At 38.9% G+C, this 17,395-nt stretch carries 16 protein-coding genes; 3 read left to right on the top strand and 13 right to left on the bottom strand.

What is annotated here, in order from left to right:
* Nucleotides 1-23: 23 nt before the first annotated feature.
* From HUW48_RS25445 to HUW48_RS25400, 10 genes are all read right to left on the bottom strand, one after another.
* Nucleotides 24-1,808 carry a tetratricopeptide repeat protein gene (locus HUW48_RS25445; protein WP_246343620.1) on the bottom strand — a complete coding sequence of 595 codons (1,785 nt, stop codon included), beginning with the start codon at nt 1,806-1,808 and terminating at the stop codon, nt 24-26.
* A 342-nt stretch (nt 1,809-2,150) separates the two neighbouring features.
* Nucleotides 2,151-4,259 carry a peptidylprolyl isomerase gene (locus HUW48_RS25440; protein WP_182413601.1) on the bottom strand — a complete coding sequence of 703 codons (2,109 nt, stop codon included), beginning with the start codon at nt 4,257-4,259 and terminating at the stop codon, nt 2,151-2,153.
* A gap of 233 nt (nt 4,260-4,492) precedes the next feature.
* Entirely contained in the window at nt 4,493-5,815 is a 1,323-nt protein-coding gene (locus HUW48_RS25435; protein ID WP_182413600.1) for a hemolysin family protein, read from the bottom strand.
* 92 nt (nt 5,816-5,907) lie between these two features.
* Entirely contained in the window at nt 5,908-6,084 is a 177-nt protein-coding gene (locus tag HUW48_RS25430) for a hypothetical protein (protein ID WP_182413599.1), read from the bottom strand.
* On the bottom strand, nt 6,081-6,623 hold the full coding sequence (lptC, locus tag HUW48_RS25425; protein WP_182413598.1) for an LPS export ABC transporter periplasmic protein LptC: 543 nt from the start codon (nt 6,621-6,623) through the stop codon (nt 6,081-6,083). Before lptC ends, HUW48_RS25430 begins: the two co-directional genes overlap by 4 nt.
* Nucleotides 6,624-6,659: 36 nt before the next feature.
* Complete coding sequence (locus tag HUW48_RS25420; protein WP_182413597.1) at nt 6,660-7,952, bottom strand: hypothetical protein; 1,293 nt, start codon at nt 7,950-7,952, stop codon at nt 6,660-6,662.
* Complete coding sequence (locus tag HUW48_RS25415) at nt 7,945-8,658, bottom strand: type III pantothenate kinase (protein ID WP_182413596.1); 714 nt, start codon at nt 8,656-8,658, stop codon at nt 7,945-7,947. Before HUW48_RS25415 ends, HUW48_RS25420 begins: the two co-directional genes overlap by 8 nt.
* A 99-nt stretch (nt 8,659-8,757) precedes the next feature.
* Nucleotides 8,758-10,539 carry a pseudouridine synthase gene (locus HUW48_RS25410; protein WP_182413595.1) on the bottom strand — a complete coding sequence of 594 codons (1,782 nt, stop codon included), beginning with the start codon at nt 10,537-10,539 and terminating at the stop codon, nt 8,758-8,760.
* A gap of 124 nt (nt 10,540-10,663) precedes the next feature.
* Nucleotides 10,664-11,227, bottom strand: coding sequence for an SMC-Scp complex subunit ScpB (gene scpB / locus HUW48_RS25405; RefSeq protein WP_182413594.1), 564 nt, complete (start codon nt 11,225-11,227; stop codon nt 10,664-10,666).
* Between the two features lie 7 nt (nt 11,228-11,234).
* Nucleotides 11,235-11,618, bottom strand: coding sequence for a TraR/DksA family transcriptional regulator (locus tag HUW48_RS25400; protein WP_106931783.1), 384 nt, complete (start codon nt 11,616-11,618; stop codon nt 11,235-11,237).
* Nucleotides 11,619-11,996: 378 nt separating this feature from the next.
* On the opposite strand from HUW48_RS25400, the gene HUW48_RS25395 reads away from it, so the two are divergent.
* Both HUW48_RS25395 and HUW48_RS25390 read left to right on the top strand, forming a co-directional pair.
* A complete protein-coding gene (locus HUW48_RS25395) occupies nt 11,997-12,926 on the top strand; it encodes a hypothetical protein (protein WP_182413593.1) in 930 nt (309 codons plus the stop codon).
* 342 nt (nt 12,927-13,268) lie between these two features.
* Complete coding sequence (locus tag HUW48_RS25390; protein WP_182413592.1) at nt 13,269-13,508, top strand: hypothetical protein; 240 nt, start codon at nt 13,269-13,271, stop codon at nt 13,506-13,508.
* A 48-nt stretch (nt 13,509-13,556) separates the two neighbouring features.
* Here HUW48_RS25390 and ribH read toward each other — a convergent pair whose 3' ends face one another.
* From ribH to pdhA, 3 genes are all read right to left on the bottom strand, one after another.
* Nucleotides 13,557-14,039, bottom strand: coding sequence for a 6,7-dimethyl-8-ribityllumazine synthase (ribH, locus tag HUW48_RS25385; protein WP_182413591.1), 483 nt, complete (start codon nt 14,037-14,039; stop codon nt 13,557-13,559).
* A 169-nt stretch (nt 14,040-14,208) separates the two neighbouring features.
* Nucleotides 14,209-14,919, bottom strand: a complete 711-nt coding sequence (locus HUW48_RS25380; protein WP_182413590.1) for a tetratricopeptide repeat protein — start codon at nt 14,917-14,919, stop codon at nt 14,209-14,211.
* Nucleotides 14,920-15,117: 198 nt separating this feature from the next.
* A complete protein-coding gene (gene pdhA, locus HUW48_RS25375; RefSeq protein WP_182413589.1) occupies nt 15,118-16,149 on the bottom strand; it encodes a pyruvate dehydrogenase (acetyl-transferring) E1 component subunit alpha in 1,032 nt (343 codons plus the stop codon).
* Nucleotides 16,150-16,212: 63 nt separating this feature from the next.
* Here pdhA and recF point away from each other — a divergent pair, with 63 nt between their 5' ends.
* The gene (gene recF, locus HUW48_RS25370) at nt 16,213-17,319 is read left to right on the top strand and encodes a DNA replication/repair protein RecF (RefSeq protein ID WP_182413588.1); all 1,107 of its coding nucleotides are present in this window, start codon (nt 16,213-16,215) and stop codon (nt 17,317-17,319) included.
* Nucleotides 17,320-17,395 lie beyond the last annotated feature (76 nt).

The raw sequence follows: 17,395 nt of genomic DNA, 5'->3' as shown, positions 1-17,395 counted from the left end.
TTTAAGAGGCTCTTAGGTTAAATTTAATTTATAGTATCGCCACGTAGTTTGCGGAAGCGTTTGCGGGCATCTACGGTATAAATACTTCCTGGATATTTCACTATTAAATCATTGTAAAGCTGTTTTGCTTTTTCCGGATCTTTTACCTGCTCTTCATAAATGGTAGCCAGCAAAAACAAAGCATCGTCGCTGAGAATATCGTATTGCGGGTTATCCGTAATTTTAGTTAGATTTTGAATGGCATCTTGGTAATTACCCGTTTTGAGAAATACTTTCGCTTTCAGGAAGAAAATATCATCTGAAAGACTGTGTTGCGGATACTTTCGTAAAATATCATCCAACTGTTGCTGAGCTTCTGGTAATTTATTTTGAAAAATAAGCAACTCTGTAGCTGCGTACTCCTTTAAAGCGGCCGTAGAAGAATCCAAGCCGGTATTATCGGTTATCAGCAAACTTAAGTCCATGGCATCATTAGCAATTTCGCGACTGGTTGCCAGTTTTAAAATATCCAAGTGCTCCTGCGCCAACTGAAAATCGCCTTTGTAATAATTTAATTTAGCGTTTCGCAACTTAGCTTCATGGCCAATTGGCGTTTCTTTATGCGATTTTTCTACTTGCGAATATAGTAAAGTTGCTTCCCAAGGTTCGCCGCGCAGTAAATAAATATCACCCAAGCTAATTTTAGCTTCTGCTATTAAATCCTGATTAACCCGTGGGGTATTAATTACTTCCTGCAACAGAGCAATAGCTTTGTCTTTTTCATCTAAGTAAAAGGCGTGGAGCGAAGCCATGTTTTTCATTACTTCTGCGGTACGGCCGTTCTTACCTAACTCATCTAACAAGTTCTGATAATCGCCAATAAGAGTACGAATTTTAGCTAAATCTACCGGAAAAGTATTGCGCACTTGTTCTTCGCGGGCTTTAATCAAACGTTCGCGGGCATACCCATAATAAGGACTAGTACGGTATTCTTTAACTACGTAGCTGTATGCCTCAATGGCGCTTTCGTAATCTTTATTCTTTAAACTAATAGCGCCTAATTCCATTACCTTTTCGCCGCCACCTTTGGTACGCTTATCCAAGGATTTTGCTTGCACCAAGGCACTAAAAAAATCCTTCCGCTGCGTATATACCCAGATTAATAATTCGCTATACACGTTCTTATCCGGATTTTGCTGCACATTCGTCAGCAATATTCTCTCTAATGCTTCAAATTCTTTTTCTTCGCGTAAGCTGTTTTGCAACATATTTTGCGCCAACAGCAACTGCTCCGGATTTTCTTTTACAATATTGAGTATTTCGGAAATTAATTTTTCTGATTGGCGCTGGTACGAGTACAACTGCATTAACTGCCCCGTATAATCGGTTTCCTTTTTGCTGAGTTTACGACCTTGCAAATAAGTTTTTTCGGCATAATCATAGAGCCGGTTTTGCTCAAAGGCTTGGGCAACCGGTAAAATAGTATTAGGCTTAGCCTGATCAATTGCCTTATCAAAGGTTTTCTCTGCCCCTCTCTTATCCCCGCTTGCTAATTGTACTACGCCCAAATCAATGGTAAAAGCGGATATTTCCGGATTTCTTTTAATAGCTTTTTTTACTAATTTTTCGGCCTCCTTATAATTTTTAAGGGCGGTAAGAGTCTTAAGATAATCTGGGTAGATGGCAGTAAACTGCTGATTATTAGAAGCAAGCTTGCTATAAATAGAACTAGCTTTATCGTATTCTTGCTTCTGCAAATAAGTTTTAGCTAAGGCTTCCTCTTCCGAAGTATTTTGGGCTTGCGCTGAAAAGGAATGAAGCCCTATCAATAGGCTGATAAGTAGAAAAAAACTATAATTTCGGGCAGAATATAACATAAAAGTAAAATTCTAAGTCGCGTGAAAACAGCTAATAAAAAGAAGGAGTTGTTTTAAGATAAGATAACTATAAAAAATATATTTTACCCGAAAATTTACTCTGTTTTTATCTTTTTGTTTGTTTAATCTAAATACTTTAAAATCAATCGTAAGGGTACATACATTTGCAGAAAATTTGCCGGAGTTTATTAAAAGTTTAACGTAAATCTACTTTGTTTCTGTACTAATTATAAAACAAAAAGAGCTGCCTTTTATAAGCAGCTCTTTTTGTTAAGCAAAGAATTCTTTTACGATTTAGAAGAACTTAACCCGTTCATCTTTAATATTGGCTTGTTCGCGAATATACTGATAAGTACCTCCTTCGATACGAGCACTACGGTTTGCTTCTAATTGCTTCCGGGTGGCTACTAAATCTTGTGTTCCTGGAGTTTTATTCATGCTAGTAACTTCTACAACAACTACACCACTTTGTCCTTCAATTGGCGCAGAACGCTTACCTGGTTTTAACCCGAAGGCTTGCCCAACTACAACCGGCTCAATTCCTAAACCATCTACATTACCAGCCGCAAAAGTTATATCATTAGCCGATTGAACCGCTGCACCGGCACCATACTTAGCCGCAATTTGTTCTAAGCTGCCGTTCATGCCTTTTAGCTTTTCCGTAATCTGCTTGCTTTTTAGTTCATTACGCACAGCTGCCGTTAATTCTTCTTTTACATCATTAATAGCAGCGTAGCCTTTTTTGTTTTTACCAGTTAAAACTGCTACCACAAACTGATCATCTATTTCAAATACCGGCGATACGGAACCAACGTCTGTTTTATCGTTAAAGGCCCATCTTACTAATTCACGGGCGTTAGATAAAGTATTAACTGCCCGGTCACCCACCTTAATCGACTTAGCTTCAGTTTTTATTAAAGACTTATCTTGCGCAATATTCTTCCGGAAAGATTCGGCACTTTTACTTTCTCCTTGCAGTTGGTCTGCTTTCTTGAAAGCCATATCGCGGGTAGTTTCGCTTGGAGCAACTGCCCGTTGAACAGTAGCAATCTGATAAGAACGGGTAGTTTTAGGAGCTGTTACTTTTATAATATGATAACCAAATTGAGTTTCTACTACTTCTGGTAACAAACCTAGTGATTTAGCATCAAAAACTGCTTTTTCAAATGGTGCCACCATCGCTCCCGCCGAAAAATATCCTAAATCACCGCCTACGGAAGCAGTACCATCCGTACCATACTGACGCGCCATCATAGCAAAGTCAGCGCCCCCTTTAATTTGGTTTAATACATCTTGGGCTTTTTTCTTGGCCGCTGCTTTAGCAGCAGGCGTTTCATTATCCCACCGGATTAATATATGGCTAGCCCGGGAAGAAGCAGGTCCATTATCTTTTACGTCGGTAACTTTATAAATGGTATACATACCATTTTCTAAATACGGCCCGAAAATAGCGCCTTTCTGTAAATTAGCATTTTTTAATTTCTCCGGTACAGATCCTGGATTTACATACTGCCCGTTAAAAGGAACATCAGAATTAGCACTCACAAAAAGAGAATCGTTGTCAACGGTAGCAAATTGCTTCACCACCTGGTCAAATTCTTCTTTTGTCGCTAAGCTGTCTTCTTTAGATGGGCTAACCGGAACGGTTACATATTCAACAGAACGGCCTTCTTCAACTTTGTATTTTTCTTTATTTTTCTCGAAGTAAGCTTTTAACTGGTCATCGGTAACTTTTATGCTCGAATCGTTAATAGAAGAGAATGGAACCAGTAAATATTTTATATTTACTTTAGTGTTTTGTTCGTCTAAAGCACGTTTCGCTTCTACGGTAGTTACGTAATTTGATAAACGAATTAAATTATTATATTTCGTTAAAGACCGCTCGGGGCCTAAGTTGCTTTCGAAATTATCCCAGGCCGCACGTTGCTCTGGAGCTGCTTTCGGTAATTGGTCTCTTAAATAATTTTTTACCAAAGAGCGGTCGAATTGCTGCGTTTGCGGATTAGTAAAGGCTTGTTTAATGGCCGGGTGAATATTGTTACCTTGTACCATATCAATCAGTTCATCGTCCGAAACCGAAATACCCAAACGATCTAATTCTTTCTGGTAAGCTACTTTAACAATTAACTGGTTCCAGGCTTGTTCCCGCAACGAAGTCATTTCGTTTTCGTTTGGCTGCTTGCCGGTCTGAGAAGCATAATTGTTTTTAATACCTTCCAGTACTTGGTCAAACTCTTCGATGGTAATTTCTTTACCCGCAATTTCGCCAACAACGTTGTTACTGCCGAATAAACGGGATTGCGGACCTAAAAGGTCGCCTAATACCATGAATACCACCATTGCCAGGGCAATTAAACCTACAGCTACGCCCGATTTTTCTCTGATCTTATTAATTAAAGACATATAAAATTTAAATGATACAAAAGAATTGCAAAATAACCAGAATACAGATTAAATTCAAAATTAAGCCTTTCAAATTCTTATGGTTACTAGTTATTATACTAAGAACCACGTAAGAAAATAAGTTGCTTCCGTAACAATAAACAAGCCTAATTAATTCGCTACAAAGATTATTTCTAGATTTGGCTATTATTTAAAGATAAAATAATTTATTAATTATTGCGATAACCGCTAAATCAGGAAACTGTATCATCCGCACTGGTTACTAAATCAGAGGAAATTGGAAGGGTAAGTTTTACTGTGTTGATCCGGTTATCATCCATAGACAATATAGTAACTACGTAAGGAGCCACGGCAATAACTTCGTTTGGTTCAGGAATATCTTCGTGAACAGATAATATAAAGCCTCCTAAGGTTTCGTAATCCCCTTCGGGAAGTTTTAAAGTATATTTATCATTTAAATAGTCGATTTCGTGCCGGGCGCTGAATAAGTAGCTGTTTTCATCGGGTAAGTATTGCTCCAGCAAAGCTTCGGTTTCTAAATCATATTCATCGTTTATTTCGCCAAATATTTCTTCAATTAAATCTTCAACGGTTACAATACCCGATGTGCCCCCAAACTCATCTACTACCAGGGCCATGCTCCGGTGGTCGGCCACAAACTTTATAAACAACTCGCTGGCAAGCATGCTTTCCGGTACAATAATAATAGGCGTTAAGATAGAAGCAATATCAGCGGGTTTCTTAAAAAGCGCCAATTGGTGACAGTACCCTATAATATTATCTATGGTTTGATTATAAACTAAAATTTTAGAATGACCTGTTTCCACAAAAGCTCGCTTTAAATCGGCAATACTATCTGTAATACCTACTGCCTCAATTTCAGTGCGGTGTACCATACACTCCTTTACCTTTGTATTCCGGAACTCCAGGGCATTATGAAAAATTTTAGTATTTACTTCCGGAGTAGTACTTTGCTCCTCTGGCTGGTACAATTGTTTTTTTATATAATATTCTACATCCGTTAAACCAAAAACTGGTTGTTGGTCTGAGAATTCTAACTTTAGTAATTTTACTACTATAAACCGGGTAATACTTATAATTACAAAAACAATAGGATACAAGCCATAATACAATACGAGCATAGGCAGGGCAAATACTTGTAGCATTTGATTTGCATTTATTAAAAACAAGCTACGGGGTAAGAACTCTGCCATTAATAAAGCTACCAGTGCTGCTACCAGAACCTCTACCAGCACTAACAATATTTTTGAAAAGGGAAATACCGGCCAATATGGTTCCAGCGATTGATGCAGCATAAATGCCAGCGTTGCCCCAAAAAGAACTAATGCTAACGTTTGGCCAATTAGTAAAGTAGCGGTAAGCTTAGAAGGCCGTTTAAGGAAATGGGCAATAATACGTCCTGAAACAGAATTTCGTTTTTCCTGTAATTCCAGTTGCAAGCGGCTAGCCGTAAGATAGGCTATTTCAATGCCCGAAAATAAACCACACAACAACAACGAAAGAATAATGAGTAAAATAGCTGGCATTTGCTCCATGCAGTTTTGCAAACTTTAGTTACAAGTTACGAACAAAAAGCATAATAGATTAAGTTATTCTGCAGCAGCAATAATAAAGGCTATTTCTTCAATTATTTTTTCCCGGATTGACCTGATTTTTTCTGATAGCGGTATAAAAACAAGCAAATGAAAGCTATCATAAAAATCCAGTAATTAGCCGCTAAATTGTTTTCCACGATAGTTCGGTGAACGCCAATAACCATAGCTACTACCGCAATAGAAATATAAATTGTTCCGGAGAGCCTCATTGTGGTTGTTCTACAGTAATATTACCCGTCGGATTTAATATTTTCCAGTGGATAAACCCATCGTCCGACACTAATCCGTTACCTTGAATAATATCGGTTTTAGTTTGAACAGTAACAAACTTATCGGTATGAATCTGGCGCTTAACTTTATCCCAATGCAGCTCTTCAGTTTTCATCGTTTCGCCTTTTTCAATGTTATTTACCACTACGTTGCCCCGCGCAAAATAAGAATCGCGTTGCTTGTCGTATTTGGCATAATTAGCTCGCAACGTACTGCTTACCTGCTGATTCCGGTTATAGAAGGAAAGGTTGATGCCTTCGGGGTATTCTGCATCGCCATTCTCGAACTGCCACTGCATTTTAGCGTTCAGCTTTATTTTAAGCCGCGCAGAATCGCTGTACAGAGTAGTAATATTACCCGACTGCATAGTTGGCCCGGTATATTTTACTTTTGGCACAGGATTATCTGCCCCAGAGTTGCAGGCAATAAGCGAACTTATAGCTATTAATAAGCAAAACAGTTTTTCAAAACGGTACATGTAATTAGAAGCCTTAATAACGTAAGGTTATACTTACTAATCGATTTTTGGCTTAATAAACCAGTTGCTGTTTAGCGAAAATCCTAATTGTATCCGGAAGTATTTTTCCTGCAAGGCGCTACTTTCGCCGTTACTGCGACGTCCTACTGCAAAACCTAAGTTAAGCAACGATTGGGTATATTCTGGTGGCCGGGGCGACCCGCCAATCGGTAAGGTAAAGCCCCAGTGCAAGGACACATCGTTTACCGGTTTGCCATTAAGTTCCAGAGGTGTTTTTCCTACCCCAAGGCCAGCCCGGTAACCTATCCGTTGGAAATAAGAATTAATAGACGCTGGATTGGGAATGTATTCTGCACCAATGGCTGCCCGGTAAGAATCTGCCAGTTTATCTGAATTTAAGCCACTTTTAAAATTTGACCATTTCTGGGCGCTTAAATCGGCTCCAACTACCAGGGAACGTCCATTATCTATGCTTAGCCCAACCTGAATTCCTTGGGGCAAGTGGGTAGTAGTACTAATACTATCGCCCAGGTAGTTACGGCTCAGGACTAAATCACTAGAAAGACGACGTTCCTGCACGGTTCTTCTTTTAGCATCCAGATCGTTGCCTAAGGTATATACTGTTCCTACATTCAAGCTCCACTTATTGGTAAGCGGCTGTCGATAAGCCAATGCACCTTTAAACAAAAGGCCATTATAGTTAGAACGTTCGTTAATAACTAGGCGTTCCGCACTTAACGAAACATCTGATTCATTTACCAGTTGAGCAGTAGCTTCCCGCTCCACCGCCCCAAAAAGGTACGAGGCCGAAACACCAATATTTAATCGCTTGGCAATTCGTATTCCATGCCCCCAAGATACTTCCGAAATATTACCGTTACCCGTATAGCTATTTAAAGTTTTAGTAGTAGCATCTCCATTTACTGTACCCTCCGAACTATATTCGTAGTTTACATTAGAAAAAGGGCGCAGGCTAATAGCCGTACTCCATCGTTTAGATAAAGGCAAAGCTAAACCTAAATAATTTAAAGTACCATCGGCACTACTTTGTTTACCAACATTGTCTGATAATTGCTTGGCTTGTCCGCCTAATCCCATTTCAAAAGTAACCCGGTTATTATAATAAAGTAATGCTGGGTTAGAACTATTGATGTACGCACTAGCCGGGGTTCCTACACCTACGTTCCCCATACCGAAACTACGCACCGAACCGGTGCTTTCGTTGATATCTCCAATGCCGGTAGCAGAAAAAGGAGAGTTTTGAGCTTGGGCAGTTACTACACTCGCCAAAAAAGCAAAACCACTTAAAAACCGGTAAACTTTATACATTATAATTTAAAATTCGGTTAAGCCCAATTAAAACTAATTCGGGTACGACAAAGATGGAAGCTTTTATGTTCTTTTCAAAAAACGATGCATCTCCACCACATACTACCGTTATTAAATTGGGAAATTGTTGTTTATATTTTTTTATTATTCCTTCTACTTCCGCTAAGGTACCATTTAATACTCCGCTTTTTAAACACTCAATAGTATTACGACCTGTCAGAGGTACTTCGTCTTTTTCAGCCTGCTCCACTAACGGCAACTTACCGGTAAAAGTATGCAAAGCTTTAAACTTCATGTCTAAACCCGGCGAAATACTTCCCCCATCATAAGTAGCTTCGCGATTAATAAAATCAAAAGTAATACAGGTACCCGCATCTATAACTAAGCAATCCTGATCCGGAAAAAGAAAACTAGCTCCAGTTACCGCAGCTAACCGATCCATGCCTAATGTTTGGGGAGTACCATAGTTATTCGTTATGGGTACTGACATGTCAGGCGTTAACCAGATAATTTTCCGCGGAATAGGTAAAAACTCCTGTTTTAAGTGCCGCACCGACGAAATTATGCCGTTATGCACCTTGTACTGCGTTATTTTATCCGCTAATTCGGGTAAATTTTGCACTTGATTGGCTTCTAATAAATTTTGCCCATTAAAAATACCGTATTTAATTCGGGTATTTCCAACATCAATTGCAATCTGATTCACGTGAAACTAGCTTATTCCGTCTATCTTTTATATTTCACCAATTTGCTAAAGTTTCAGCTTTTTTAGTAGATAAAACTTTACGCTAACTGGTTGCCTGCTTTACAAGAAATATTTTAACCGAATAACTTCTTTCTCGGATAAGAAGCGCCATTTACCCCGGGGCAAATCTTTTTTAGTTAAACCTGCATATTGTACACGATCAAGGGAAACCACTTCATAACCCAGGTGTTCAAAAATGCGCCGAACAATCCGGTTCTTTCCAATATGAATTTTAATGCCTAAGAATTTACCTGTATCCCCCACTAAAGCTAATTCATCTACTTCTGCTTTGCCATCTTCTAACTCCAGACCAGCTTCAATTTTGACAAAATCTTCTCTGGTGATGGGCTTATCTAACTCAACCTGATAAATCTTTGAATTTTCGTGCGAAGGGTGCGTTAATTTCTGAGCTAACTCGCCATCGTTGGTAAATAACAATAAACCCGTAGTGTTACGGTCTAAGCGTCCCACTGGAAAAATTCGTTCCTTAGAAGCATTTTCCACCAAATTCATTACTGTTTTGCGTCCTTCCGGATCTTCGGTAGTAGTAATAAAATCTTTAGGCTTGTTCAGGAGTACATACACCATTTTTTCGCGGTTTAACCTTTTTTTACCGTATTGCACGGTATCTTCGGGTTTTACCATGTAGCCCATTTCAATTACTACTTCACCATTCACTTTAATCTCGCCAGCAGCTATAAGCGTATCGGCTTCGCGGCGGGAGCAAACTCCAGCATTGGCAATATACCGATTCAGGCGAATACCGCCATCTGCATGATTTCCGTCCCCACTTTTGTTGGAATCGCGTTGGCTAAAACGACGCAAGTCATAATCAGGCGCTTCGTTGGGCCGCTCCTCTGTATTTCGCCGGAAAGACCTGGGTTCATCCCTTCCTGAATCTCTTTTGTTGAATGGTTTTTTTACGAACTTGTCCCGGTCAGGCCGAGTTTCTTCCCGTGAACGTTGAAAAGGTGCGTGCTCTTGATTTTTATTATCACGTGTTCGGTTAAAAGACTTACGTTCGCCGGTTGCTTCATCGCGATTACGGTTAAATGGCTTACGGGCACCGGTTTCTTCCCGGCTGCCACCATACGGTTTACGATCGGTGCTCCCATTACGATCAAATGGTCTGCGATCGTCATTAGAAGCTTCTTGGTTAAACCGGTTGAATGGCTTTCGGGTAGAATTACCTTCTTCCTTATCTCGGTTAAAAGGCCGACGTTCATTGCCAAACCGGTCTTCGTGGCTATTCCCTTCCGATTGTAATTTTTGCCGGTAAGCTTCTTTTTCGGGTTTGAAAGAACGGTTACGTTCACCCGGTTTCCCTTTAGGCACATCGCCAAACGGTGATTTCCGGTAACGGTTTTCAGTATTAAAGTTACGGTTCGGATTATAAGGTCGCGCCGGACGGTAATCAGATTCGCGGTTACTTTCGCCGCTTTCGTCAGAACGCTGATAACGTTTAGGTGCTCCGTCGCCTTCTTTCGAGAAAGAATTTCTGCTCGTGAAAGGCTTAGAATTTTTAAATTTATTATTTGATTGAAATCCGCCAAATCTTTTATTATCTCCGTTTCGGCGATAATTGGAGCCTTCCTGATTATTCCTGTTTTCCCGAAAACTACCTGGTTCTTGGTTTTGATTATTCTCGCGATTCCCGTCGGTAGAAGGGCTGCTCCGATCGAAGCGGTTAGAACGGTTAAATACTTTTTTACCCTCGTTGTTAAACCTGGGTGATTTTCCTTTTGACCAGGATTTATTGTCAGAATCGTTAGAGGAACGTTTTGTAAACTTATTGCGGGAATTAAATTTACCAGATCCGGTTGAATTAGATTCAGTTGCCATAGTTATATTGTTTTGCAGTATCGCTACTGTAATGAATTTATTTAAAATAGGAGAAGGCCGGTTAAGTTATGGTAGACTTAACCGGCCATTTTTACTTTTACGAATAATTAAGAAAATAAGAAATCTAATTTTCAGAAATGCCGCCAATAATATTTTCTTCGGATACGAAGTCTTTGAGTTGGGGTAGATCTTTTAAATGGTTAATGCCAAAGTATTCCATAAACTTTTGGGTTGTTCCATAAATAATTGGCCTACCAATAGTATCCGCTTTGCCTTTAATCTGAATCAATTCTTTTTCCAGGAGTTTCTGAATAGCATAGTCACAACTTACTCCCCGGATCTGTTCTATACCCGACTTAGAGATTGGTTGTTTGTACGCTATTATAGCCAAAGTTTCCAGCGCCGACGTGGAAAGCTTACGTTTCGATTTTTGTTTCAAAAACGCTCCAATCACCTCTTGATAATCGGGTTTAGTCAGAAATTGATAGCCGCCACCAATAGCGTAAATCTGAAAAGCAAAAGATGCCTCAGCAAAACGCTGGTTCATTGCTTCAATACTTTCTAAAACGTCGCTAATGGTAATTTCCTGTTGCAGCGTTTCTGATAAACATTTTTGTAGCTCTTCAATCGCAACGGGCGCCGAAGCACAAAAGATAATTGCCTGGATATAATTTTGTAAAAATTCCAAAAACTAATTAATCTCTGCGTTGTAACTTAGCTTCAATTGAATGTTGAGTATGTGGTACTGCACGTAAACGTTCCTTAGGAATTAACTTCCCGGAAGCAATGCAAACGCCATAACTGCCATTCTTAATTCGGATTAACGCATTTTCTAGCTGCTGGATAAATTTTAATTGCCGAGAAGCTAATTGGTTTAAGCTCTCTTTTTCAGCAGTATCTGCTCCATCCTCAAGCACTTTGGCCGAAGAAGCTGTATTATCGGTGCCACTATCGTTCCGTCTACTTAAAGTTTCTTTTATAAAAGCAACTTCTCTTTTGGCATTGGTTAGTTTTTCCCGAATTATTTGCTCAAACTCATTTAATTCTTCTCTGGAATAGCGAAGCGGTTCCTCTGACATATACTTTAAAACTCTTGAATTGATTCTTATTATAATGAAAATGTAAATCAGTTAAATCAAATATCTTGCCTTATTATTTTTTGTAACAGAAAGCAAAGCAGATTAGTTTAATTTCTTGTAGTTATAGAAATAGACCTACCTACCCATTTAGTAAAAGGCATGATTTAATTTGCCGCAAAAGTAAGAGTAAATATCTAATATAATAGCATTTACTTAAATTTAACTTAAACTCTAACATTTTTGTATTTGCCTTTCTTTCCCAATTTTAGTAAGTAAGAAGCTAAAGTTGTAAAAGCTTGGCTTGGTTTTAGAATAGTATTTCGTATCTCTCGTTTTAGTAATTTTGTCTTAATTATATTTACATTTCACTCTTATAGTATGCAACGTAGTTTATTATCCTTTTTTTTGCTTTCTTTTTTACTAATAACTGGTTGTACTGCCCCGCGGGCGATTATAAACTCAGGTAAAGTTACGGCTCAAGGGCAATTTAAAGCCGGATTAAACTTTGGAGGTAACATTGCTACTGAGCCTATAAGTCAGTTAGATGATATAACCAAGTCAGCAGTAAATGCGATTACTAAAAAAGATTCTATTTATTACGACGAACAAATAGATGTTTTTGCTAAAGGTTTAACTGCCTACGCCTTAGACCCAGTAGGACCTACTTTTGACTTTTACGTGCGCTACGGATTAGCTCCGCGGGTGGATGTTGGATATAAATTTGCCTCCGGAGCACACGTTTTTGATGCTATGTACCAGTTCTTAGGCCCAATTGGAACCCCTGAGAACCCCGGTGAAGGAAGTTTATACGGTAGTGTTGGACTGCAATACACAGGACAAAAGGCCAACTTACCTGGTCGCGCATTGCTAAACAAACTAGAGCCCGTATTAGATTTTTATGCTACTCGCCGCGACTTAGTTATTCCGTTGATATTTAGTAAATCTTTCGGGCCAGAAGAAGAGATTGGTAACATTTCGTGGGGAGTAGTATACAACCATACTTTTATTAAGTATGGCTTCGATCCGGGGAATATATTTACTAAATATGCCGATAGAGTTACTAAAGTAGAAGCCGTTAGAGAAAAAAATAATTTTGCATCGTATGGAGCTTTTGTTAACGGGAAAATTGGATTCCGGTATGTTTATCTACTGCCTGCCTTAACCATGTATTATCAGAATTATGGTACGTATAAAGTTCTGGGAGGTCAGAAACATAGCTTCTCCGGAATGACTTTTATTCCGTCTCTGGGCATACAAGTAAATATAGGACGTAATACCAAAACAGCACCTCCTCGCCGTCGATATTAAGTAAAACGCACTAAGTAATGAGACACAAGTATCAAGAAATTAGACAAAAGACTTTTTTGTAAATAATCTATTCAATATCTATCAATTACGTTAAATATTTCTTATCAAATAGATTAATTTTATTTTGTCTCTTTACTTATTACTACAAAACTAGAGTAAGCTTCTTTTTAATTTGGAGTAGGTTAATGGAAATGTTTAGTAACTACTTAATTTTATTTCCAATGATTCTTTTAGGAGAAAGTTTTTAACAAGATATCTTAAAGTTAATATACATATACTTGCGTATGTACAATTTTAAGATAAATTTGTAAGTAACAATTTAGCTAACCCATACTTACTTTTATGAGAAAATTGAAACAAGCTTTATGTATTTTAATGGCCTGCACGATGCTTTCTTCCTGCGCTACCCTTTTCGGGGGTAAGGTTACAGAATATCAGAAAACCAGACCAGCAGCCGGCGAACCTCAGCGTGAACTAAGAATAGGAGCCTTTATTGCGGACCTTCTTATATTCTGGCCTAGCTTAGCCGTTGATTTTGCTACCGGAGCTATTTACAAGCCAAAAGCAGCCGCTTCTAAATAAAAAGAAGGAGCTGAGTTTAAAGTAAAATTTAAATTCAGCTCCTTCTTTTTAAGCGGAAATTCCTAACATATGAATAGCCGTAGCAGCGGCTTCTACTCCTTTATTGCCGTGTTTGCCACCGGCTCTATCCCAGGCTTGTTCTTCGTTATTGGTAGTAACTAGGCCAAAAATTACGGGTTTATTATACTTCAAACTCACCTGCGTTATTCCTTGCGCTACAGCATGGCAAATGTAATCGTCGTGCTTAGTCTCTCCTTTAATTACTACTCCTAAGCAAATTACAGCTTCAATTTCCGGATTCTGGGCTAGCAATTGCGCCCCAAAACTTAATTCAAAGCTGCCCGGTACAGTATTACGAATAATATTGTCTGATTTAGCTCCGTGCTTTATTAAAGTGTCGTAGGCCCCCTTAGCCAAAGCATCGGTAATTGCTTTGTTCCACTCGGCTACTACTAAACCAATTTTCTTTCCTGTAATATCAATTAAGTTATCTGAATTATACTCGCTCAGGTTTTTAAGGGAACTAGCCATGTTTAAGGTTGTAAGTTAAAAGTTGCAAGTTACAGGTTTAGAAGAAACAACTTCTCCTTCATACTATTTATTACAAGAAGTAAAATACCCTTTAAGTGATATAAAACAAAAAGCACAATTACCGAAATTTTAATTTCGATAATTGTGCCCTTAAAAAAACTTAGACAATTTACTTGCCGGCAGCTAAAAGCTCGGCCCGGGCTTTGTATTTTTTGGCATCTGCTACTTCGGCTGCGTTAGCATAATTATTAATTATTCTATCGTACATTTCGGTAGCCTTCGCATAATTGTTATTGGCTTCATAGGCTGTAGCAGCCTTCATTAAATATTGCGGGGTAAAAAACTCGTTTGAATTGTAATCAACGGCTTTTAAATAATTATCAATAGCTTCTTTTTTATTACCTAACTCCAGGTAAGCATCACCTAGCAAACTATAGGCTTTACCTTGCAGAATTAAATCGTTCGATTTATAATCTTCCAGGGAAGTAACAGCTTCTTTAAATTTACCTTGCTTTAAGTAAATAACACCAGCATAAAACTTAGCTAAATTACCTGCTTTTGTACCACCATATTCGTTGGCAATAGCAGTTAAACCCCGGTACTGACCATCACCTTTTAAAGCTTTATTCAAAGAGTCCGCTTCAAAATAATATACCGCCTGAAACATATCCGCTTGAGCTTCTTTCTCTTGCGAGCTACGGTAATTATAAAACAAGAACCCTCCAATAACGGCAACTGCCACGACCCCCAAAAGGCCTAATAATACATTTTTGTATTTAGTTAAAAAGTCCTCTGAGCCATGGGTTAGACGATCCGCCAGTACATCCGGATTTTCCAGAACATCTAAAGTGTGGTCTTTCTTGGTGATATTTTGTGCCATTATTGTTTGATTGTTAATTGCTTGTTACTTGTTGTTAGAAACGGATCAGGTACTTATTCAGCTGTTATCAAACTTCTTGAACAACAATTAGGAATAATAAATTTACTTAATTATTGGTTGTTAGGAGTTAAACAGAAAAAATAACATTTGAATTCAATCAAAAGCAAAAATTTACCAATCTAACAACTTGTAGCTAAATTAATCTTGAATATAAGGATAATCTTCCTGAGCGTACACGTCTTTATACAACTCATCTGCCGTAGGATAAGGAGATTTTTCAGCAAATTCTACGCATTCAGCAACTTCCGCTTTTATCTTATTATCTATTTCTTCCAGATCCTGCTCGGTAGCATATTTATTTTCTAAAATAGAGTGGCGAACCAATTCAATCGGATCCTGGTTACGGTATTCTTCCAACTCTTCCTTGGTGCGGTATTTAGCCGGGTCCGACATGGAGTGACCTTTGTAGCGGTAGGTTTTAAATTCAAGGAAAGTTGGACCTTCGCCGGCACGAGCTCTTTCGGCAGCCCGAGCAACTGCTTCGTGTACGTCTTCGCAACGCATGGCATTTACCGTTTCAGCAGGCATCTCGTAAGCCAGAGCCAAAGTAGCTAATTCCGTAACATTTGACGTGCGGGACACCGAAGTACCCATCGCATAACCATTATTTTCTACTACAAAAATAACGGGCAATTTCCAGGTCATGGCCATATTGAAGGTTTCGTGGAAAGAACCTTGCCGTACGGCACCATCGCCCATGTAGGTAATACATAAGTTGCCAGTTTTATTATATTTCTCGGCAAAGGCTAAACCGGCACCTAATGGAATTTGGCCGCCCACAATACCGTGACCACCCACAAAATTTACCGATTTATCAAAAATGTGCATGGAACCACCCTTACCTTTAGAGCAACCTGTAGCTTTGGCAAATAATTCGGCCATTACGGCGTTCGGAGAAGTACCTAAAGCTATAGGATGTGCATGGTCGCGGTAAGCGGTAATCCATTTATCGTCTTTGGTAAGCGCTGTAACCGCACCAGCCACGCAGGCTTCCTGACCAATATATAAGTGGCAAAAACCTTTAATTTTTTGTTGTCCGTATAACTGACCTGCTTTTTCTTCGAACTTGCGCATTAGCTGCATCATTTCGTACCAACGCACATAGGTTTCTTTTGAGAAATTTGATGCAGGTTTTACCTTTGTTTTGGGCATTTGTTTTGTAACTGCCATAACTTGTAACGAGCTAAACTGTTTAGAGTGCGAAATTAAGTAAAAAATTCAACAAAGAAATGAATGGTCCTCGAAAATCTCTATTTACTGTTTTTTAAGAATTACGAAGAGGCAGACCTTTCTTTCTCGCCGCATATTAATTGTTTTATTGGTGATAACGGCAGCGGCAAAACCAACGTGCTCGATGCTATTTATTATCTTTCGATGGGTAAAAGTGCTTTTACCGCTACCGACCTGCAAAATATTAAACAAGGCGAAGAGTATTTTATGATCAAAGGTCACTTTTCAACCTTTACGCATACTGATACGATTCAATGCACTTTTCGGACAGGTCAGAAGAAAATAATTACGCATAATAAATTAGCCTACGATAAAATAAGCGAACACATTGGCAAATACCCGGTAGTTCTGATTTCGCCTTACGACACTGATTTAATCCGGGAAGGTAGCGAAGAACGCCGGAGATATTTCGACAGCCTTATTTCGCAACTCGACCCGGTTTATTTAACCGAACTCATCTCTTATAATTATATAGTAAAACAGCGCAACTCATTGCTCAAGCAATTTGCCGACCGCAATTATTTTGATAAAGAATACTTACAGATTCTGGATGAACAGCTTGTACCGGCCGGCGAATACATAACCCGTGTTCGTCAAGCTTTTTTAGAAAACTTTGTTCCTGTTTTTCAGAAACATTACCAGCATCTTTCCGGCAGTAGCGAAACAGTAACGCTCGATTATAAAAACCAACTCTATGGGCAAAACTTTTTGCAATTACTTCAGCAGGCGCAACGAAAAGATTTATTGCTGCAACGTACTACGGTTGGTCCGCATAAAGATGATTTTGTTTTTTTGATGGACAGCTGGCCGGTAAAAAACTATGGCTCGCAAGGACAGCAAAAATCGTATGTAATTGCTTTAAAATTAGCGCAATTTGAGATTGTAGCCCAGCAAAAAGGCCAAAAACCATTGTTGCTCCTGGATGACATTTTTGACCGGCTCGACGAAAAAAGAATTACTAAATTGTTAGAACTAGTAGCAGAAAACACCTTCGGACAATTATTTATTACCGATTCGCACTTAGAGCGTACCCAAAAACTGGTTGGCCCAGTATCTGATCAGGTCCGCAATTTTCAGGTAGTAAGTGGCACCGTGCAGTTGATAAACTAGTGGATAACCCCGGGATAAATAAACCCGTGATTGTTTCAGTTGTCGGCCTTGCTGGTGCGTATATTTGCCAAAAGTG

Origin of the sequence: Adhaeribacter radiodurans, from assembly GCF_014075995.1 — a bacterium.
GTDB lineage: Bacteria > Bacteroidota > Bacteroidia > Cytophagales > Hymenobacteraceae > Adhaeribacter > Adhaeribacter radiodurans.
This window is presented reverse-complemented; position numbering and strand designations above follow the sequence as displayed.